At 45.2% G+C, this 20,396-nt stretch carries 16 protein-coding genes and 1 pseudogene; 10 read left to right on the forward strand and 7 right to left on the reverse strand.

Annotation, left to right across the window (positions count from 1 at the left end; translation table 11 throughout):
* Positions 1-227: 227 nt before the first annotated feature.
* The 3 genes from ONE56_RS17160 to ONE56_RS17170 are packed head-to-tail and all read right to left on the reverse strand — an operon-like array spanning position 228 to position 5,126.
* Entirely contained in the window at positions 228-1,496 is a 1,269-nt protein-coding gene (locus ONE56_RS17160; RefSeq protein WP_423840556.1) for a sigma-54-dependent transcriptional regulator, read from the reverse strand.
* A complete protein-coding gene (locus tag ONE56_RS17165; RefSeq protein ID WP_423840557.1) occupies positions 1,486-3,840 on the reverse strand; it encodes an ATP-binding protein in 2,355 nt (784 codons plus the stop codon). The genes ONE56_RS17160 and ONE56_RS17165 overlap by 11 nt, the downstream gene beginning before the upstream one ends.
* Positions 3,840-5,126: an ABC transporter substrate-binding protein gene (locus ONE56_RS17170; protein ID WP_041153873.1), complete on the reverse strand. Its 1,287-nt coding sequence runs from the start codon at positions 5,124-5,126 to the stop codon at positions 3,840-3,842. Before ONE56_RS17170 ends, ONE56_RS17165 begins: the two co-directional genes overlap by 1 nt.
* Before the next feature lie 286 nt (positions 5,127-5,412).
* Between ONE56_RS17170 and ONE56_RS17175 the strand changes: the two genes are divergently transcribed.
* The 6 genes from ONE56_RS17175 to ONE56_RS17200 all read left to right on the forward strand — a co-directional run bounded on the left by ONE56_RS17175 (position 5,413) and on the right by ONE56_RS17200 (position 11,963).
* Entirely contained in the window at positions 5,413-6,789 is a 1,377-nt protein-coding gene (locus ONE56_RS17175) for an MFS transporter (RefSeq protein ID WP_041153874.1), read from the forward strand.
* Between the two features lie 138 nt (positions 6,790-6,927).
* A complete protein-coding gene (pyk, locus tag ONE56_RS17180; protein WP_423840558.1) occupies positions 6,928-8,406 on the forward strand; it encodes a pyruvate kinase in 1,479 nt (492 codons plus the stop codon).
* Positions 8,407-8,615: 209 nt separating this feature from the next.
* Positions 8,616-9,350 carry an amino acid ABC transporter ATP-binding protein gene (locus tag ONE56_RS17185; RefSeq protein WP_041153875.1) on the forward strand — a complete coding sequence of 245 codons (735 nt, stop codon included), beginning with the start codon at positions 8,616-8,618 and terminating at the stop codon, positions 9,348-9,350.
* Complete coding sequence (locus ONE56_RS17190) at positions 9,350-10,147, forward strand: amino acid ABC transporter permease (protein ID WP_331437586.1); 798 nt, start codon at positions 9,350-9,352, stop codon at positions 10,145-10,147. The genes ONE56_RS17185 and ONE56_RS17190 overlap by 1 nt, the downstream gene beginning before the upstream one ends.
* Positions 10,148-10,156: 9 nt before the next feature.
* Positions 10,157-10,975, forward strand: a complete 819-nt coding sequence (locus tag ONE56_RS17195; RefSeq protein WP_041153876.1) for a transporter substrate-binding domain-containing protein — start codon at positions 10,157-10,159, stop codon at positions 10,973-10,975.
* Positions 10,976-11,042: 67 nt separating this feature from the next.
* Complete coding sequence (locus ONE56_RS17200) at positions 11,043-11,963, forward strand: amino acid ABC transporter permease (protein WP_423840559.1); 921 nt, start codon at positions 11,043-11,045, stop codon at positions 11,961-11,963.
* 200 nt (positions 11,964-12,163) lie between these two features.
* Here ONE56_RS17200 and ONE56_RS17205 read toward each other — a convergent pair whose 3' ends face one another.
* Positions 12,164-12,670 (reverse strand): RNA-binding S4 domain-containing protein, encoded by a 507-nt coding sequence (locus ONE56_RS17205; RefSeq protein ID WP_041153878.1) that lies wholly within the window; start codon positions 12,668-12,670, stop codon positions 12,164-12,166.
* Positions 12,671-12,783: 113 nt separating this feature from the next.
* On the opposite strand from ONE56_RS17205, the gene ONE56_RS17210 reads away from it, so the two are divergent.
* Positions 12,784-13,737 (forward strand): endonuclease/exonuclease/phosphatase family protein, encoded by a 954-nt coding sequence (locus ONE56_RS17210; RefSeq protein ID WP_423840560.1) that lies wholly within the window; start codon positions 12,784-12,786, stop codon positions 13,735-13,737.
* A 29-nt stretch (positions 13,738-13,766) separates the two neighbouring features.
* Here the strand turns inward: ONE56_RS17210 and cra are convergent, their stop codons facing one another.
* Positions 13,767-14,747 carry a catabolite repressor/activator gene (cra, locus tag ONE56_RS17215; protein WP_331437589.1) on the reverse strand — a complete coding sequence of 327 codons (981 nt, stop codon included), beginning with the start codon at positions 14,745-14,747 and terminating at the stop codon, positions 13,767-13,769.
* Positions 14,748-15,142: 395 nt separating this feature from the next.
* Here cra and fruB point away from each other — a divergent pair, with 395 nt between their 5' ends.
* Genes fruB through fruA form a run of 3 tightly spaced genes read left to right on the forward strand, consistent with a single transcriptional unit; the run spans position 15,143 to position 19,031 of the window.
* Positions 15,143-16,276, forward strand: a complete 1,134-nt coding sequence (fruB, locus tag ONE56_RS17220) for a fused PTS fructose transporter subunit IIA/HPr protein (RefSeq protein WP_041153881.1) — start codon at positions 15,143-15,145, stop codon at positions 16,274-16,276.
* A gap of 9 nt (positions 16,277-16,285) precedes the next feature.
* Positions 16,286-17,278, forward strand: coding sequence for a 1-phosphofructokinase (gene pfkB / locus ONE56_RS17225; RefSeq protein ID WP_423840561.1), 993 nt, complete (start codon positions 16,286-16,288; stop codon positions 17,276-17,278).
* 19 nt (positions 17,279-17,297) lie between these two features.
* On the forward strand, positions 17,298-19,031 hold the full coding sequence (fruA, locus tag ONE56_RS17230) for a PTS fructose transporter subunit IIBC (RefSeq protein WP_041153882.1): 1,734 nt from the start codon (positions 17,298-17,300) through the stop codon (positions 19,029-19,031).
* Between the two features lie 82 nt (positions 19,032-19,113).
* Here fruA and ONE56_RS17235 read toward each other — a convergent pair whose 3' ends face one another.
* On the reverse strand, positions 19,114-19,812 hold the full coding sequence (locus ONE56_RS17235) for a hypothetical protein (protein WP_423840562.1): 699 nt from the start codon (positions 19,810-19,812) through the stop codon (positions 19,114-19,116).
* A 182-nt stretch (positions 19,813-19,994) separates the two neighbouring features.
* A pseudogene (locus tag ONE56_RS17240) lies at positions 19,995-20,185 on the reverse strand (AcrB/AcrD/AcrF family protein); the annotation flags it as partial.
* Between the last annotated feature and the right edge of the window lie 211 nt (positions 20,186-20,396).

Here is a 20,396-nt window from a genome sequence, read left to right on the forward strand (position 1 = left end):
ATTCCACTAAATAAAACGATATCCGCAAAATAAATTTAAATCCGACTCGTAAGTTACGTCAGCGGATAAACGAAGTTAAATTTGCGGTATCCCCGCTGAAACGCGCATGTTCGTTTCAGCGGGGTGTGTTGGTTCGTAGGTAAGTCAACGGTGAGAATAGCCAGTTTTTCTAGAGCAAAAATCATTAACAAAGACAGTGAGCCAAGCGACTTCCCATTGGGGAACGTTCATCGAGACTTATAATCCCCTTTCTCAATGCCATGCTTTTTCATTCTTAGATACAGTTTTTTACGCGGAATTTGTAGATGATTTGCAGCGTCCGTTACTCGCCCTGAATGTAAAAAAAGCGCATCCTCAATCAACTGCTTTTCAAAATCGTCAACGAGTTCATCAAGTGGTAACTGGATGTCATTCTGTGAGTAAATTCGCTCTTTACCAGTCAGTTTTACAATACCGATAGCATAGAGCTCAGCAATATTTCTCAATTCACGAATATTGCCAGGCCACGGGTAATTCCGTAATAACGCGAGATAGCTAGAATCGACACTGGGCAGTGTTTTGCCAAGCTTTTTACAACTCAACTTCAGAAAGTAATGGAAGATTGTCACAATATCATCAGGACGTTGGCGCAAAGGAGGTACGTGTATTACGCCTTGGTTAAGCAAGTAGTAAAGTTCGGGTAGTAGCTGATGCTTAGTGATGTATTCTTCTGGTTCAGAGTCAAAGATAGTGATAACTCGGAGGTTCTTTTTGCCATTGCGTTCACGAGCCAGAAGTAACTGGGCCAAATGTCGTTGCCCCTCTTCCGGTAGCTCAGGTAAATTTTCGAGTACAAGTACACAAGACTCGTCAATATTCGTGGCTTCATCAATACACGCTGTCGCTGTCGCTTGACTGAGTGAAAGAGAGTTTAATTGCATCTCCTTACTTTGAGACATCATGTCTTTGACCAGTTTCGCAGCACTATGGCGCCCAGTCCCAGACTCTCCGTAGATCACAATATGAGTATCTAAAAGCGCATACTGAGCCACCAGCTTACGGATTTGATCCATGTGTGCGGATTTGCCTATCAATGAGCGTGAAATCGACTTTTCTGCTTGAGATTGCAGTTCGATTTGGCTATTACGAAGATCTAACTGCTGTTTAACGAGCGTAAGCAATTCCGCAGGATTAATTGGCTTTTCAAGAAATTCACACGCGCCTTTCTTCACCGCATCCACTGCCATTGGAATATCACCGTGTCCCGTAATGACAATCACCGGAATACGTTCATCGACATTTTTTATCATCCGAAGCAGTTCCAGACCATGCATTTGTGGCATATACATATCGAGAATCACCACACCAGCCCACTCTGGAGAAATATACCGTAACGCTTGTGTTGGATCGTTAATGGCTTTTGACTTTATTAATGAGATATCCATTAAATGTGAGTACGAGTCTAATACGTCCTGATCATCATCCACCAATAAGACAGAGTATAAGTTATTGCGCATTCGGTAACTCCAACACAACCATTGCACCTTTATCTAATGAGGAAGCCAGGTAGATACTTCCGTTATGCTTTTCTATTAATGACTTACAAATATTCATACCCAAACCGAGCCCTACTTCTTTTGTTGAGACAAAAGGCTGGAAAATACGCTGAACGATCGCTTGTCCGAAACCAGAACCGTTGTCACTGATGGCAATCATCGAAGATTGACTTGATTGATCCAGTAACAACATTTGGATTCGTTTTTGCTCACCTCTTGTGACCTCCATCAACGCGTCACAACTGTTTACCAATACATTGATGAAAATTTGTTCTAGCGCCAGCGTGTCTCCCATGACCATCACGTCATTTGGTAAGTGATTTTCAATGACAATTTGCTGTCGCTTCGCCCGAGTATTCACAATCGTCATTGCTTGCTCGGCCACTTCATGAATGCATACACGCTCCGCTGTCTTTTCACCATCAGGCTTGCGTGCAAACTGGCGTAAGCTGTTTATGATTTTACTCATCCTTGCCGCCAGCCCTTCTATGTGAGTGAGCGATTCTTCCACCTTTTCCGGTGACTTCTGCTCTAGGAACATACGCGCACTGTAAAAATAAGTCGACATTGCATTTAACGGCTGGTTAAGCTCATGAGCCAAGCTCGTCATTGTTTGACCGACTACCGCCATTTTTGCGGCTTGAATGAGTTCATCCTGCGTCTTCTTCAGGTTCTCTTCCGTCCGGATCCGTTCCTCTATTTCAGTTTCAAGTAACTGGTTTTTAAGCACTAAATCTTGAGTTTTTTCCAGAACACGACTTTCTAAGGTTCGGGTGGTGATCTCTTGGTGAGTAATATCCGTGATGGTCATGATCAACTTATAATCCGCACCGTGTGCGAAAGGTCTGATGTCAAAACGCACGTATTTTGGCTTTTCACCACCGAGCGCCAAAGTAACATTAACTTTGCCGAGTTCTAGCCATAAATGTGAACCATCAAAGACCTTTCTTAATTGCTCACGACAACTTTCCGGAAAATATTCCCAAATCGGGTAGTTTTCTGCCACATCACCCAGCTTTAAGAGTTTACGCGCGCTTAAGTTGGCAGACTCAACCACCCCATGAACATCGGTCGTGATCAAACTCGCTGTCGTATTATTAATTAAACTCAGCGCGTTGGTACGCTGTATCTCCTGAACTTTTTCACCATATTCAATCAGCTTTTCACTCAATCGACCAATCTCGTCATTTCCATCGACCACCACGGGATGGCTCATATCGTTTTCAATGATGGCATCAATGCTGTCCCCTAAGCTAATCAGACGCGCGACAATACGACGATTGATAAAGTAGTAGGTCAAAAACATACTGGTCAGAATAGACAGGCTAAAGCAGACGATCAGAACATGGTTACCGTAAGATACACGCTCGGTCGTTTCACTTTTTACGTGTTTAAATGTTTTGTCGGCTTTGAAGACCAGCTCGCCAATCTGCTCATAGATTGCATCCACTCTGGTAGAGATCTGCGTTTGCATACGCTGCATATCACCATTTAAGGTCACCAAAGACATCAATTGTTCATTGAATGCACCATCAGGGCTAAGAACCATCACAAGCTCTTGCAATAACTGCTCATAAGCAATCGAAGTCGGCTGATTGAGCAATGTCACGCTACTTTCCTGAAGATCCATCAAGCGAAAGTGAATCACTTTCATACCGTTATCAACTTGTTCAGGTATCGAAGCCGCTGCAATGTCAATCGCCAGGTCGTAGACTGCTGATTCAATGTCGATCACTCGTTGCAAAGTGCTGAGTTGAGCAAGAAGTTGCTGGATTTCTTTAGAGTCATTCACCCGCTCAATTTGCCAATAGACTTCTTGACGTACTGGTTTAAGCTCAGAACGAATGTCTTGGTGCAACCAATCAATTTGTTCCATTAACTGGTCCACTCGGCGCGTTTGATTAATTTTGGTAGAAATGAGCTCAACGTACCTTGCTAATAAAGACGTGAGGCCAGCGTCCGATTCCAATAAATCAAAAAACTCTGAGCTCATATTACTGCTTTTCAGGACACGAGACATCTCGCTAAGCTGCTCATTAATCAGCATCGCTTGCTCAGTGAGTTGTACTTTATTATCTACTGCCTCTAGTGCCTCTACTCTTCGCTTTATCTCACTCGTTTTACTCTCAAGAAAGTAGCTCGCATTATATTTTGGGACACTGTCTTCCAACAGTATACGTACTTGATTATCCAAACTATTCCATGTTGTCCAAGCAACGACGCACACAACGGTGAGTAGCAATGTACTACAAGCAAAAGCAGCGATTAGGCGAGCTCCGATCGTTTTATATTTCGGGTATATCACTATTTGTCTTTCCCTCTCCACTCCGCCAGTTGCCTTTCGATATCGAGTAACTTATCCGACATTGCTCTTCCCAAGTCGTGTGAAAACTCAGCAAGAAGGGCCTGATGATGTGTCAGCCCTACTTCCGAGTCTTTATCCAACGTTGCTAGCTTGCGAGCAATCTGCATGACTTGAGCTTCGTCGATTGGTAACTCAAACAGGCGTTTCTCTATCGCGTTGAGCTCACGTAATTTATTTGGACTTTCTTCCGCACGTTGCTTCAACTTGATCAATGTCAGCCAAGCGTCCTGCAATTCCGGAAGACGTTTGGTAATAACCGTATCGAAGATCTGGTTTATCAACACTTCTCTTGGCATCGTCAATGACAGATCAAGCACCGGATTGTCTCCTCCGAATCGAGCGGTATCATTCAATGCGGTTTTTGAAAACGTACTGGCCGCCATTTGTTGTTGCACTTTCCTTGACAGTAAATGAGATATGAAAGACTCAGCAAGTCGATCTCTTTTCCCTCTATTGATTTGTGCAATGTAAGTCGGCATGAGGGTAAAATCCTCATCATAAGCGAACCCAATATAGTTCAAGTTGCGCTGCGTAATGAGAGCGTAACTGTCAATCGTTGGTCCCAAGCCAAACTTTCCTTTGGCAATATGATCTGCGACCCCAAAGCTGCGCGAAGAAATCGTCGCTAGGTTTGCACCGACATTCAGCAAGATGCGCCATCCTTCTTGCCAGCCATATCGATTAAGTACACTTTCGACCATCAGTTGTGTCGTCCCAGAACGACTTGGCGTGCTCATCGTGACATGACCAAAATAAACTGGATTGGTGAGATCTTTAAACCGCTGAGGTTTAGGTAGAGCGTTTGCAGTTAAATAATCATTGTTCCACACGACCCCAGCACCGGAGTAGCCAAACGCAACGACATGTTCTTTATTTGGTAATAAATAGGGCGATAACCATTCTGGTACTTTAATCCGTGATGGGATATCCGCCAGTCGATTCTGTTCCGAAAGTTCCTGCATCACAAACGGAGAGGAACTCAAGACTAAATCGATATCCTGTATATAGCTCTTAGTCAGCAGTTGTAGGCTTGACTGAGTTCGCCGATGGATCACTCTCACTTCGGCATCAGGGTAATGCTGCGTAAAGTCGTCGACCAGCGCTGTGATTGGTGCTTGTGAAAACGTTGTGAGTATCACCAATTCATTATCAGCTGCTAACGTGAACGGTGTATTGAGGGCTACGCCAAAAATAAACAAGCGCGCTAAATTACGAATACTAACCATCAAAATAACCAAAACCTTAAAAAATGTGCGTCAACTCATATCTACGAAAGATCATGTAAAAATACTGTCTTGCCTTGTTGGGTCATAATTGACGCACCAGATTCATGACCCTGCTAATTCTATCAGTAAGCCACATCACACTTATGTGCCAGTTTCCCGTTTTTGACTCATGAGAAAGAGCAATATGTGTCAATTACGTCCCAAATCCACGCTTTTGTACTGATCGTTCTATCGCTCCAAGATGGTCCTGCAACAAAACATTTGTAATTAAAACTTGGAGTGCAAGATGTTTAACTTCTTTAAAACACGCCCAGATCTCCCGCTTTCGGATGGGTCTAAAGGCGAAATGCAAGCGCGTTTCAAACGCTACCAGTGGCAAGTATTCTTAGGCTTAGTATTTGGTTATGCCGTGTTCTACGTTGTTCGTATGAGCCTCGGTGTCGTCAAGAAGCCGATGTTGGATGCGGGCATCGTAAGCATCGAAGAACTCGGTATCATGGGTTCCGCTTTCTTCTTTACTTATGCGATTGGTAAATTCTCGAACGGCTTCCTTTCTGACTATGCCAACATTGGCCGATTTATGTCGTTCTCCCTATTGCTATCCGGTATTACAGCAGTCTTCATGGGACTCAATACCACAGCGTTCTTCTTCGTTCTACTATGGGGTCTGAACGGTTGGTTCCAATCGGTTGGTTCTGCACCATCTTGTGTATCGTTGTTCCAATGGTTCTCACCAAAACAGCGTGGTAGCCGTTACTCTATCTGGGGTGGTTCGCGTAACATCGGTGAAGGTATCACTTGGATCCTAACGGCGACACTTGTGAGCTACTTTGGTTGGCGAGCAGGCTTCATCGGTGCAGGTATTGCAGCCGTTGCCGCCGCTCTATGTATGTTCTTCGTCTTAAAAGACCGTCCTCAAACATATGGTCTGCCAGATGCAGCTACCGCATTCGATGAAGAGCCGGAAATCAAGAAAAAGAATGATCCGAAAGAAACACGTCGTGCTCAAATGTTCATTCTAAAACAACCTGTTGTTTGGTTAATCGCAGCCGCGTGTGCAGCAATGTACATCTCTCGCTACGCGATGTCGTCTTGGGCCGTACTTTACCTTCAAGAAGCGAAAGGTTACTCACTGATTGATGCTGGTTTTGCCATGTCTACTTACCCAATCGCGGGTCTTGCAGGCGCAATCCTATCAGGAATTATTTCAGACAAACTGTTTAACGCTAACCGCCATATCCCAACGCTGCTTTACGGTATCGCAAACATCGCTGGGATGTGTCTGATGTTCTTTGGCCCTGACAACCGCATTATTGATGCAGTTGCACTAGGTCTGATTGGTTTTGCTATCGGTGGTCTGGTTGTCTTCCTTGCGGGTCTGACAGCTTGTGACTTAATGCCTAAAAACGCAGTAGGCGCAGTAAAAGGCTTCATCGGTTTGTTCTCTTACATTGCCGCATCTGGTCAAGAACTGGCTTCTGCAGCACTGATTAAAATCACTGAGGTAGATGGCGTTACTAAATACGACTTCACGCAAGCCCAGTACTTCTGGTTAGCTGCCAGTGTTGTTTCTCTGCTTCTTGCACTGACCGTTTGGAATGCCAAGAAAGTTGTGGATATCGAACCAGAGCAAAAAGAACTTGAAGTGAGCCCTAGCAACTAATAACTCCTTTGCGGGAGGTAACCCTCCCGCCTTTTAAATAAAAGTTTTAAGTTCGATGCCATAAGCGTACTGATGAAGTGTCCTTATGAGATTGAAATTCCCCCCTTTATTTATTTTAAGTGTCGAATGAGGTGATAAATGTGTAAAACAAAAATAGTGGCAACCTTAGGGCCAGCAAGCGAAAGCCGCGAAATATTGACTAAGCTGATTCGTGCAGGTGCGAACGTTGTCAGACTCAACTTTTCTCACGGCACAGCAGAAGAGCACATCGCAAGAGCGAATCTTGTTCGTGAAATTGCAACAGAGCTTAATACTCATGTAGGCGTACTGGTCGACTTACAAGGTCCTAAGATTCGTATTTCGTGTTTCGAGCAAGGCGCAGTGTTGCTGAATCAAGGTGACGACTTCACTCTAAGTGGCACTTTAGATGCGTTATCTGGCAATCAAGAAATGGTTGGTCTTGATTACCCTGAGCTGATTAAAGACGTTACCGAAGGTGACACGTTGTTGCTTGATGACGGTCGTATCCAACTCAAAGTGACACAAGTTAACCGTAACGAACAATGGATTAAAACCACGGTACTGAACAGTGGCAAACTGTCCAACCGCAAAGGTATTAACTTGTTAGGTGGTGGTTTGTCTGCTCCAGCGCTAACAGAAAAAGACATCAATGACATCGACACTGCTGCGAAGCTGAGTGCGGATTTCCTCGCCATCTCCTTCCCTCGCAACGCGAAAGACATTGAGTACGCTCGCACCCTTGCCCAGAAAGCAGGCTGCAATGCAAAAATCGTCGCGAAAGTCGAACGTGCAGAAGTGGTGGCAAGCAAAGAGTCGATGGACGATGTTATCCAAGCATCGGACATTATCATGGTTGCACGCGGTGACCTTGGTGTAGAAATCGGTGACGCACGATTACCTGCCGTACAGAAGTCGCTAATCCATCGCTCCAAACACTGGGGTAAGCCTGTGATTACGGCCACACAGATGTTGGAGTCGATGATTGAAAATCCACTTCCAACAAGAGCCGAAGTCCTCGACGTGGCTAACGCTATCATTGATGGTACCGATGCGGTAATGCTATCCGCAGAATCTGCAGCGGGTAAATACCCCATCGAAGCGATAGAAGCGATGGTACGTATTGCAGAAGGCGCTGAACTTGAATTGGAGTGCAATCACAACTGTTGGGATAAATTACAGCACCTGTGCTCCAATCCAGGTAAGAGTTTTGCGTTGTCTTCAATGATTTCTGCATCACGCGTACACCGTGATCTCGGTGTGGCCATTTTAACTCAACATGGTGAAACACCATTATTAATGTCTCGCTGTCAAAGCAAAACCAAAATTTGGGCTTTGAGTGATAACCCAAGCTTGCTCGCTCAAATGACGATATTACGTGGTGTGGAGCCTCTGTACTTTAAAGCCAAAGAAAAGTGCTGTGACCTTGCTCCACAAATCATCGACTGCTTAAGCAACAAAGCTAACGAAATGAATATCTCGTCAATACTGATGACCCAACTCGATTCTATCGAAGGGATGGGTGACATCAATGCTTGCCGACTACTCAGCTTGAAATCGAGTATAAGCGAAGCAAAACGTGCCGAGATAGCTGCGTAGCGCAACCGTATCTTGCTCCCTATTTTCAAGCTGAAACTTGAATTTATCCCTCTCCCCCCAAAACTTGCTCCACAGGGATTTGGCCTGCCGAATGGCAGGTCTTTTTTCTCACTTCCAAAGCAATTTTCTGAATGTGTCCCGACACTTAATGAAATCGTACTCATAAATTGATATGGTTTAAAGACTGTTGTTTTATGTAGAATCCATTGTTGAAGAATCGAATTCCGATCGTCGAATTTCACGACGTAAACAAGTGGTACGGTGAATACCATGCGTTAAAAGACATTAACCTTTCCGTGCATTCCGGAGAAATCGTGGTGGTATGTGGTCCGTCTGGCTCTGGGAAGTCGACACTGATCCGTTGCATCAATGGATTAGAAGCCATTCAAGACGGTCAGTTAAACGCATTTGGATTACCAGCACATACCAGAGAGCGCAAGCCTGGCCAAATTGGTATGGTCTTCCAACACTTCCACCTCTTTCCGCATCTCACCGTTCTAGAAAACCTAACGCTCGCTCCGATCCGAACCCTAAAGCTGTCAAAGCAAGAGGCAACTAAGCGTGCCAGACATTACCTAAAGCGAGTCAATATTGAAGAACAAGCGGATAAGTACCCGATTCAGTTATCAGGCGGTCAACAACAACGGGTCGCCATTGCGCGCTCACTCTGCATGGAGCCCGATCTACTACTATTTGATGAACCCACCTCGGCACTTGATCCAGAAATGATCAACGAGGTACTTGATGTCATGGTCGAACTTGCCCAAAGCGGCATGACCATGATTTGTGTAACGCATGAGATGGGGTTTGCTAAAAAAGTCGCGCATCGAGTGGTATTTATGGATGAAGGCGAAATTGTTGAAGTGAACTCACCGACAGCATTGTTCGATACGCCGCAACATCCAAGGACTCAAACATTTTTAAACCAAATACTAAGTTATTGATGATTTATCGTGTACTGAAACCTGTCTTACAAGCCGTACTGCAAATCGTGATTCTATTTGCCGTCATCGCTTGGGTACTCAACTCTGGCGCACAGGCTATGGGGTATCAATGGCAATGGGATCGCGTACCCGACTATCTGTTTTTTTACGAAGATGGGGAATGGTGGTCAGCCGAACTCATTGATGGCTTAATCGTGACACTCAAAATCTCCGCCATCAGTTTATTCTTCACCTTAGTGTTTGGATTGGTGACGGCTCTACTTCGGCTCAGTGATTCTAAAGTGGGGAACGCTATCGGCACGGCCTACGTGGAATTGATCCGTAATACTCCATTATTGGTACAAATTTATCTGCTGTATTTTGTCTTTGGACCAGTAATTGGATTAGACCGATTCAGCACCGCTGTTTTGGCCTTATCACTTTTTCAAGGTGCCTATACCGCTGAGATATTTCGCGCGGGCTTAAACAGCATTCCTAGAGGTCAGTTTGAAGCTGCAAAAACACTAGGCCTATCTCCGGTTTATACTTATCAAGATGTCATTTTGCCGCAAGTGTTACAACGTACGCTACCACCACTAACAAACGAAATGGTGTCACTGATTAAAAACTCGTCTATCGTCAGTGTCATGGCGATATTTGATCTCACAACAGAAGGACGCAATATTGTGTCAGAAACGGCCATGCCGTTTGAAATTTGGTTTACCGTGGCAGCAATTTACCTTGCTCTCACGCTCTCATTATCCGGCTTATCTGCTTGGTTGGAATACAAGCTTGGAGCCAGTTGGCGCAAATTATAAGGAGATAACATGAAGTTATTCAAAGCGACCATTACTGCATTACTGGGGCTTGCTATTGCGATGCCATCCATCGCAAACGAGCAAACGGCGACGCCAAATTTGGATAAGATAAAAGAAAGAGGAACGTTACGTGTTGGCATGTCCACCTTTGTTCCTTGGGCAATGCGGAATAAACAAGGCGAATTGATTGGCTTTGAAATTGATGTAGCGAAGCGTTTAGCGCAAGACTCTGGCCTTAAAGTGGAATTTGTACCGACAGCTTGGGATGGCATTATCCCTGCACTTCTGGCCAAAAAGTTTGACGTGATTATCGGGGGGATGTCCATTACACCCGAACGAGCGAAAAGCGTTCTCTTCACCAAGCCATATTCGCACTCAGGCGTACAAGTGGCGGCAAACAAAGCGCTGGCAGAAGGGTTTACAGAATTTTCCGACTTTAATTCTCGTCGCGTGAATATTGCCGTTCGCCGTGGCGCTTTTACGGTGCAAGTGGCGCGTGAAACATTCCCTAAAGCGAAACTACTTCAATTCGATGATGATGCGCAAGCCTTCCAAGAAGTGTTAAATGGTAATGCTCATGCTGTGATAGCGTCTAGCCCGAAACCTGAGCATGAAACGGTAAAACACCCAGATAAATTATTTCTTCCTTTCACCGAGCGTCTTTCTAAGGGGAATGAAGCCTTTGCCGTACGTTTGGGAGAAACCGATAAAGAAGCCTTCTTTAATCAGTGGATTGACGCGCGCACCCAAGATGGCTGGTTAGAAGAACGCTATGAATACTGGTTTTCTACACTAGATTGGCAAGACCAAGTCGCGCAAGGCCAATAATCCAGTAAGGCTCGCAAATAGAGCGAGCCTTTATCTTCTTCTTAATCGATAAAACGGAGTCACCTTTTTGAGCGGAGAAACTCATCATCCCGTTGCCCCAAACAAACCACAGCCGAAATCATACTTGATGCGCTTTAACCGTACCGATTGGGTCCTACTCAGCCTTTGTCTGGTAGCGGGCATTTGGCTGTACTACCGTTCTACCATTGGCGTCCACTATATCTGGCGATGGTCCGATGCCTTAGCGCTGCTGTTTACCCCCAGAGCGGACGGAAGCTTCCCCTATTTTTTTCAAGGTTTACTCTCCACCCTTAGACTGAGCTTATGGGGTATCGCTTTTGCATTGGTGTTGGGGTCACTACTTGGGTTAGCGCGTTTTTCAGACTCTAGCTGGTTGCGCGTGCCTGCCAACGCGTTTATTCAATTGGTACGTAACATTCCGCCTTTAGTGTTTGTGTTTATTTTCTATTTTTTCATTTCCAACCAGTTGATTCCTTTACTGGGACTCGACGACCTATTAAGAAATTACCAAGGCGACGTCAATCCAGTACAACAGTTTTTATTCGGCCCCGCTAATCTATGGGAGAATCTCGCTTCCGGGGTGTTGTGCGTGGGATTACTCTCCTCAGCTTACATCGCAGAAGTGGTCCGTGCAGGGTTACAAGGCATCGATCAGGGACAGTGGGAAGCCGCGGATTCGTTGGGGCTCTCACGATGGGTCAAGTATCGGTTTGTCATTGCGCCACAGGTATTACGGGCAATAACGCCCCCACTGGCTGGACAAACCATTTCCTTAGTTAAAGACACCTCCATCGTTTCACTAATTTCAATCCAAGAGATGACCTTTGTCGGTACAGAGATGGCCAATTCGTCAGGTTATATTTTCGAAATCTGGCTAATTGTAGGCTTGGCCTATTTCGTGATTTGTTTCGGACTCTCGCTACTATTCCGCCATATAGAAAAGAAAACGAAGTCTTATTCTTACTAAATAGGTAGTTTACATGGGCAGGTTTTCTCTTTGACCGATAGACCTATAAGACTGATAGTTCCCTAAGATAGTTATCTAAAATCGAAAATTAGCTGAAATAGAAGACTATCGAACTCTCAACGATGAACAAAACCAAAGGCAAAAAAAAGCGCCGAACCCAAACGTCGACGCTCCGTATTGTCATTTACACATGATTCACATCAGAAGAAATCGATTGAATTACGGCCACTGTTTGGATCACGCGTTGGCTTTGGCTTGTCTTTTGTCGCGTTTTTCTTGCTATTTTTAGCGGGAGCAGATTGAGCTTTACTCGACTTATTCGCTGGTTTTTGCTTCTTAGAAGCATGTGAAGCTTTATTTTTTGGTTTCTGCTGTGCTTTTGGCTTCTGTTTGGCTTCTTTCGCCTCTGGCTCAGTCACAGGCGCATCACATACCACGACATAGTACTCTTGGTTGAATTCAAAAAAGTCACCATCGTACATTTTTCTGCGCTTACGAGTTTCTAGCTCACCATTGACCGCCACATAGCCCTCATCAATGATGTGCTTCGCTTCACCACCGCCGCTCACTAAATTGGCAATTTTAAAAAGTTTGTACAGTTCAATTGGGTGTGAATCGACATCGATACCTATCGCTTCGATTTCAATTTCTTCACCTTCAAACTCGGCGTCTGCTAGGTACGCATCATCGTCGTAATCTTGGGTCATGCTGTATACTCGCTTATCTTGATGATCGGGAGTGTAAACCTTATACCTAAAAATGGAAACCTCTCCGGTTGTTCTTATATACTCGCTAGTAAATAATCCAACGAGTGTTCATTTTGTATCAAGCTGACCGAATCACCTTTGCCACCGCCAATCTATTTAATTTCGTCGCACCACCCGACGCCTATTATGACTTTGAGAACATCTATTCAGTGAAAGACTGGCAAGACAAACTCGCTTGGACACAAAATCAAATCGAAAAGTTGGAACCGGACATTATTGGCTTGCAAGAGGTGTTCAGTATTGACGAAGCAAAAGCATTCTTTATGTCGATCGGCTACCCACATTTTGTCACGGTTGATACCCCACACGTTGAAGGCGACTACATTTACTCTCGCCCTGTGGTGGCGATTGCCTCGCGCTTGCCTCTAGTGAATGTAAAACCAGTCATGTTTGACACACAATCACTCATACCTTTTGGCGTCAAAGAAGAGCCAGAGTTCAGCCGCATCCCAGTATATGCAGAGGCTATCCACCCAACTCTTGGCCATATCGCCATCTATGTGGTGCATTTAAAGTCTCAACGTCCAGCAGACACGGAAACCAAGGAAGAATCAAGCCCTATCATCGCGCGATGGCTTTCGACTCAGCAGCGAGGTTGGGAAGCGGCTATGCTGCGTGAGACAATGCAAAAACAGTACAGGGTGAAGCCTATCCCAGCCGTGCTCATGGGCGATATGAACCAACCTGTGGCACCGCTCAGCGTGAACAGCATATTAGTAGAATCATTTAGTGACAGCGTCACTGAATTACAATTGAGAGATGGATGGGATCTACAGATAAATCCTATTTCGCCGCTCCGCCCAGCAACGCATTACCATTTTTCCCAAGGCAATGTGCTTGACTACATCTTATTGTCGCAAGAATTTGACGTGCATTCCGATCTGTCCATTGGTGAAGTCGTCGATTATCAAGTGTTTGATGGTCACCTGATCAATCCATCCTTCGACAAAGACAAAAATGCCAGCGATCATGCGTTTGTGGCACTAACGGTCGACATAAAGCTATAACTTCACTACTTTGACAATGATGTCGTTATCTAGCGACGCTTCACAATCTTGCGCGGAATCAACTCTACCCCTGTCTTATGACGTTTCGCCGAAGCGTTTAAAGCAAGCTCCATGGCACTATCTGCGATGACTTCGAACTGTTGAGGTAACGAATTAATTTTTATTGGCAGAAAATCCAATAGTCGGTTATCACCAAACGTCGCAAGTCGCGTCGTGCTCATCAGTTCCGGCTTTTCAAACATCACATCCAATACCCCTTCCAACAATGTATAAGAAGTGGTGACTATGGCCTGTGGAAGATTATCTTCCGCTAACCAACGTTCTAAGACTTTCTTTCCTTCTTCACGGGAAAATTGATGACCGTAACCCACGGTGATGGAACATGCTTGCTGCTGACATGCAGACCGAAAGCCTAACTCACGTTCTCTAGAAATTTGTAGCTCTTGCAACGCACCGATTAATCCAATGGATTGTATCTCTGGCGAGAGCACCGATTCAGTCAACTCAAGTGCCGCATCAAAATCCTCACTGATCACACAACAGAAATGCTCATCATCTAATGGACGGTCAAGCGCAATTACGGGAGTCCCGCTGTTTTGAACTTTTAGGTAGAACTCATTCGCAGATGGCATACCACTCGCGACAAATAAGGCATCAATTCTCCGGCTGACCAAAGCTTCTGCTACTTTTTGCTCGGTGTCAGGATCGTCGTCAGAACAACCAATCAAAATCTGATAGCCCGCCTTACGCGAGTTGAGTTCAAGCAATTTCGCCAAACGGGCATAACTGGTGTTTTCCAAGTCAGGAATGATCAAGCCAAAAGAGCGGGAGTTCCCCGCGCGCAAAGCTGATGCGGCGTGGTCTGGCTTATAATTATACTCTTCAACCACTGCCATGACGCGCTTTTGCGTCTTCTCGCTAATTCGGTATTTCTGCGCTTTACCATTAATGACATAGCTTGCCGTGGTTTTAGATACGCCAGCCAATTTGGCCACTTCATCCAGTGTCATATTCTTCACCTTAATCTGTGCGCGCGATCATAATAATAGATTAATGATCCTTTGATAGGTTGAATTATATGCTGAACCGATTCAGTATAAAAGCTGAAAGGATTCAGCAAAACGTAAAAATTGATGTAAATCACGAAAATACTGACGTTATTCAATTTATCGTCTACGATTGATAAAAGTAACACTTCATCATGACGAACATCATACTTTAAGCCGTTTTGCTGAGTGTTTTAAAAAATTTTGCTCATTTGCTGAATCGATTCAGTTGATCATAAAAAATAGAACCGAGCAATTTTTAACTAGGGATGTAGGCATGTTGGTTTAAACAAAGGTCGACATTCAACAACACAACCGCCATGAATTTTAAATTGATACCTTAAGGCTGGAGAAGCACCATGCTTAAGCTAAGTAAGAACGACATTACTCTTTCACAATCTGCTACCGATAAATTCGAAGCGATCAAAAACATCGCAAAGAGCCTGACCGAAAAAGGTTTGGTTGAACAAGGTTATGTGGACGGCATGCTAAACCGCGAAAACCAAAACTCGACGTTTTTAGGTAACGGTATTGCGATTCCTCACGGTACAACCGATACACGCGACATGGTTAAATCCACTGGCGTAGCCGTTCATCACTTCCCTAAAGGTGTGGAATGGGGCGACGGAAATACAGTGTTTGTTGCGATCGGCATCGCGGCTAAATCTGATGAGCACCTTGGGATTCTAAAGCAATTGACTAAAGTGCTTGGTGCGGATGGTGTAGAAGAACGCCTACGCAATGCAAAAAATGAAGATGAAATCATCGCCCTGCTCCACGGAGATGTTCAACTCGAAGCTGATTTCGATGCTTCTCTGATTCAACTTCAATTTCCAGCAAGCGACATGATCCAAATGAGCGCGGTTGCAGGAGGCTTGTTAAAAAACACTGGTTGTGCAGGCAGTGAGTTTGTCGCAGACCTAGTAACAAAAGCACCAACCAACCTTGGTAACGGTTTATGGTTAGTTGGTAGTAATAAGCAAGTATCACGCACTGGCGTTTCTTTCGTATCAACCGCTAATGACTGTGAATATGAAGGTCAAAAGGTTCGCGCACTTGTCGCTTTTGCGGCTTGCAATAACGCTCACCAGTCTATTCTAAATACGCTATCTACTTTGGTGTTTAACAACGAGCACAATAAACTGTTGGATGGTTCTGCTGAACAAATTCTTGGTTTGTTTAAGGGTGAAGAAATTTCTACCGCCTCAGCGGAAGACGGGAACGTTGCGGTCTTCAAAATCAAAAACTCTCACGGTCTACATGCTCGCCCTGGCGCGATGCTGGTCGCTGAAGCGAAAAAGTTCGAGTCTAAGATTCAAGTATCTAACCTCGATGGCGATGGCAAAGTCGTGAACGCGAAAAGCCTAATGAAAGTCATTGCGCTTGGCGTGAAACACGGCCACCAGCTTCAGTTCTCTGCTGAAGGTCCGGATGCAGCGCAAGCACTTGAATCGATAGGTAACGCTATCGCGTCTGGCCTTGGCGAAGGTTAAGGAGCGTTTATGACTGTTACACAGACAAACCAAGTTACAAAAACAAATAAAGTCGTCACGATCACGCTCAACCCTGCCTTGGACTTAACGGGGTCAGTAGAGTCGTTAAATGTTGGCTCGGTCAGTCTTGTCCAACAAAGCGACCTGCACGCTGCGGGTAAAGGGGTGAACGTTGCTAAGGTACTCAGTGATTTAGGTGCAGACGTAACGGTGACTGGCTTTTTAGGCAAAGACAACCCTGAGCTGTTTCATCAATTGTTTGAAGAAATCGGCGTACAAGACGAATTTATTGAAGTCGTCGGGTCGACCCGCATCAATGTCAAACTGGTTGAGTCAACGGGTGAAGTGAGCGACATCAACTTCCCTGGTGTTCAGGTAACGAACGAAGATATTGCGCGCTTTGAAGAAACACTATTTCGCCTAGCTGAAACCCATGACTACTTTGTATTGGCTGGCAGCCTTCCGGGCGGTGTCTCTTCCGATCTCTGCGCAGAATGGATTCAAAAGCTTCACCAACTCGGTAAAAAAGTGTTGTTTGATAGTAGCAAAGCCGCCTTAAAAGCTGGCATTGACGCTAACCCATGGCTGATCAAACCCAATGATGAAGAACTGAGTGACTTCGTTGGTGAACATCTTGAAACCCCTGAGCAATGTCAAGCCGCTGCTCAAACACTGAGCGATAAAGGTATTGAAAATATCGTTGTCTCAATGGGCGCAGATGGTGTGATGTGGTTAAACCAAGGGGAATGGCTGCGTGCACAACCACCAAGAATGCAAGTGGTCAGTACTGTTGGTGCTGGTGACACCCTCGTAGCTGGCCTTTGTTGGGGTCACATGCAAGTGATGCCAAAACACGATTTATTGCGCTTCGCAACCGCACTGTCTGCACTTGCAGTCAGTCAGGTTGGCGTTGGGCTAACCAGTCAGGAAGAACTGGAGAACATCAAGCTCCAAACGCAAGTGAGCGAGCTTTACCCTAATACAAGCTTAGATAAAAACTAAGGAACAGAAGGTTATCAGTATGAATATTGCCATTATTACTGCCTGTCCAAGTGGTGTTGCAAACAGCATCCTAGCGGCTGGTCTCCTAGAAAAAGCGGCAGCAAAACTGGGCTGGAATGCAAACATTGAATGCCAATCGAGTGTTGTTGAGCCAACCCTATTAACGGACGCCGATATCGAGCAAGCAGAAGTTATCGTTATTGCGGCTAACACGCCTGTTGATACTTCTCGTTTCGTTGGTAAAAAAGTGTATCAAGCAGAAATTAGTGAAGCGGCAAAAGACGCAACGGCATTCCTTGAAACCGCCGTTGAGAAAGCTTCAACGCTTGAAACAGCAACCACCGTTTCAGCGCCAGTTGAAAGCACATCAGGCGTGAAAAAAATTGTCGCGATTACTGCATGTCCGACTGGTGTTGCCCATACATTTATGGCAGCAGAAGCTCTCGATGAAGAAGGCAAGCGTCGTGGTCACCAAATCAAAGTAGAGACGCGTGGCTCCGTAGGTGCGAAGAATCAGCTTACTGCGCAAGAAATTGCCGACGCAGACTTGGTTATCATTGCCGCTGACATTGAAGTGCCGCTTGATCGCTTTAACGGTAAGAAACTGTACCGTACTAAAACAGGACCTGCTCTGAAGAAAACCGCAGAAGAGATGGATAAAGCATTTGAACAAGCAACGGTGTACCAACACTCTGGTTCTTCGAATGCGTCAGCAGACACGGAAGAGAAAAAAGGCGTCTACAAACACCTTATGACAGGTGTCTCCCACATGCTTCCAGTTGTTGTGGCTGGTGGTTTGATCATCGCCCTATCTTTCGTTTTCGGCATCGAAGCGTTTAAAGAAGAAGGCACTATGGCCGCTGCACTGATGAACATCGGTGGTGGCTCAGCCTTTGCTCTGATGATACCGGTCCTTGCTGGTTTCATTGCATTCTCTATCGCTGACCGCCCTGGCCTAGCTCCTGGTTTAGTCGGTGGTATGCTCGCAAGCTCGATCGGTTCTGGTTTCCTTGGGGGGATCGCAGCAGGTTTCATTGCTGGTTACTCAGCAAAACTCCTTGCGGATAAAGTATCACTTCCACAATCAATGGAAGCACTAAAACCGATCCTAATCATTCCTTTCGTTGCCACCTTATTTACTGGCCTAGTGATGATTTACATCGTCGGTGGACCTGTTGCTGGCATCATGACCGCTCTGACTGAATTCTTGAACAACATGGGCTCTGACCGCGCGGTACTGCTAGGTATTATTCTTGGCGCAATGATGTGTTTCGACTTAGGTGGTCCAGTAAACAAAGCGGCATACGCGTTTGGTGTAGGTCTATTGGCTTCTCAAACTTATGCGCCAATGGCAGCAATCATGGCTGCGGGCATGGTTCCAGCACTCGGCATGGGCTTGGCAACGTTTATTGCTAAGAGCAAATTTGCTGAAAGTGAACGTGAAGCGGGTAAAGCATCATTCGTGCTAGGTTTGTGTTTCATCTCTGAAGGTGCTATTCCATTCGCAGCCAAAGATCCAATGCGTGTTATCCCTTCATGTATGGCAGGTGGCGCATTAACGGGTGCTCTATCTATGCTGTTTGGTGCGAAGCTAATGGCTCCACACGGTGGTCTGTTTGTTCTGCTTATCCCTAATGCAATTACACCTGTAGTAATGTACTTAGTCGCTATTGCAGCTGGTACAGCAGTAACAGGCTTTACCTACGCATTCCTAAAAAGCAAAGCAGAAACCAAACAAGAAGCAACTGCATAAGCCACTGATAATAAGTTAACAATGCCACCCTCGACTTGGCATCTGGTACCCCTCCTAACCAATGGTTAAGAGGGGTATTTTTTTACTTAGGATAAGGCTCTGACACAATATCCACTTCCCCAGTTTTTATATCAACCGTTGCACGGTAGATGCTATAAGGATCAGCATGATGTTTAAACGTAAAGTAATATTCATTATAGGGGGTCCATAATTGCTGGCTAACTGCTGGTCGAATATCGTAGCCATCTTTTTGATACACCTCTGTCGCCATCACGTTTGCGATCGCGGCTTGTCTATCCTCATCGCGTTCAACTTTCGGTTCAAGTGACGGATTACTCGGATAAGACGCGCCATCATAAGACATCAATCGGTATGAACCGTTGCTCCAAACAATAAAGTCTTGCCACCCATTGGTCGACGATTCCGCTAATACGACGGGGGTTTTAACTACCGTCATCGTATTGATGATTTTCCCATCGTTATCAAAAATGTACCCTGTACAGCCCCCGCTGCCACAAAAATAACGGCTTTGCATCAATATCATGTGCTCTGCACTACCATCTTTGTTTAAGTCAACACTGCCGGCAAGATATTGAATATCATCTTGCTCAAGAGATAAACCAACGGGCTTAAGAACTTGACTATCAACCCACGATGCAATTGTCGCTTTACTGGCACTGTTGACTGCCGCTGTCTGTTGCTGTGGAGCATCGATGGATGAGCAACCAATTAGTGTTAATGATCCAAAAAGGAAAATTCCGTGTAGTACGCGAGTATTCATACAGCCTCTCTTTATTGTGTGCTTTGTTGAGTATACGCGTTAACGCCCTACTATTGGTAAGAAAAACAGAGAATCCAAGTTCGAATTCACTCCAATGGCACTTATGTTAGATCGAAAAAAAACCCTGAGGAGTTCCCTCAGGGTTGGGCAGGAATCTAACTTGCTTAAAGTCAGGGAGTCCCTTACGCAGTGGTTGGTTTTATCCTAAACAGAATTGCAAACATCACTGGCACAACAATCAGTGTCAGTATTGTGGCAAAACCAAGACCTGCCATAATCGTAATCACCATGGAATCAAAGAAAGCATCAAATATCAGCGCCACCAAACCGAGAATCGTTGTCATTGCAGCCATACTCAGGGACGAATACGGTGGAGCGCACGGTATTCAGATCCAAGATACGGATTCGGCCTAACACAGAGCGCATAAAGGTGACAGCCAACGTGCTGCAGTCGCTAGAGTTTGAGAGGCGTCTTTATTCCTGATGACCTGAAACACCTTTACATACGGGTATAAAACAACACCATCAAAAAACGCGAGTTATATCGTATGTTTGTCTACAAACAACTTATTACACACCCGTGC

This window comes from Vibrio mytili (assembly GCF_049563345.1).
Taxonomy (GTDB): Bacteria; Pseudomonadota; Gammaproteobacteria; order Enterobacterales; family Vibrionaceae; genus Vibrio; species Vibrio mytili.

Excerpts from the sequence above, each read along its gene's own strand:
- ONE56_RS17160 (WP_423840556.1), bottom strand. The coding sequence starts at position 1,496 with ATGCGCAATAACTTATACTCTGTCTTATTGGTGGATGATGATCAGGAC.
- ONE56_RS17170 (WP_041153873.1), bottom strand. The coding sequence starts at position 5,126 with ATGGTTAGTATTCGTAATTTAGCGCGCTTGTTTATTTTTGGCGTAGCC.
- ONE56_RS17175 (WP_041153874.1), top strand. The coding sequence starts at position 5,413 with ATGTTTAACTTCTTTAAAACACGCCCAGATCTCCCGCTTTCGGATGGG.
- pyk (WP_423840558.1), top strand. The coding sequence starts at position 6,928 with ATGTGTAAAACAAAAATAGTGGCAACCTTAGGGCCAGCAAGCGAAAGC.
- ONE56_RS17190 (WP_331437586.1), top strand. The coding sequence starts at position 9,350 with ATGATTTATCGTGTACTGAAACCTGTCTTACAAGCCGTACTGCAAATC.
- ONE56_RS17195 (WP_041153876.1), top strand. The coding sequence starts at position 10,157 with ATGAAGTTATTCAAAGCGACCATTACTGCATTACTGGGGCTTGCTATT.
- ONE56_RS17205 (WP_041153878.1), bottom strand. The coding sequence starts at position 12,670 with ATGACCCAAGATTACGACGATGATGCGTACCTAGCAGACGCCGAGTTT.
- cra (WP_331437589.1), bottom strand. The coding sequence starts at position 14,747 with ATGACACTGGATGAAGTGGCCAAATTGGCTGGCGTATCTAAAACCACG.
- fruB (WP_041153881.1), top strand. The coding sequence starts at position 15,143 with ATGCTTAAGCTAAGTAAGAACGACATTACTCTTTCACAATCTGCTACC.
- pfkB (WP_423840561.1), top strand. The coding sequence starts at position 16,286 with ATGACTGTTACACAGACAAACCAAGTTACAAAAACAAATAAAGTCGTC.
- fruA (WP_041153882.1), top strand. The coding sequence starts at position 17,298 with ATGAATATTGCCATTATTACTGCCTGTCCAAGTGGTGTTGCAAACAGC.
- ONE56_RS17235 (WP_423840562.1), bottom strand. The coding sequence starts at position 19,812 with ATGAATACTCGCGTACTACACGGAATTTTCCTTTTTGGATCATTAACA.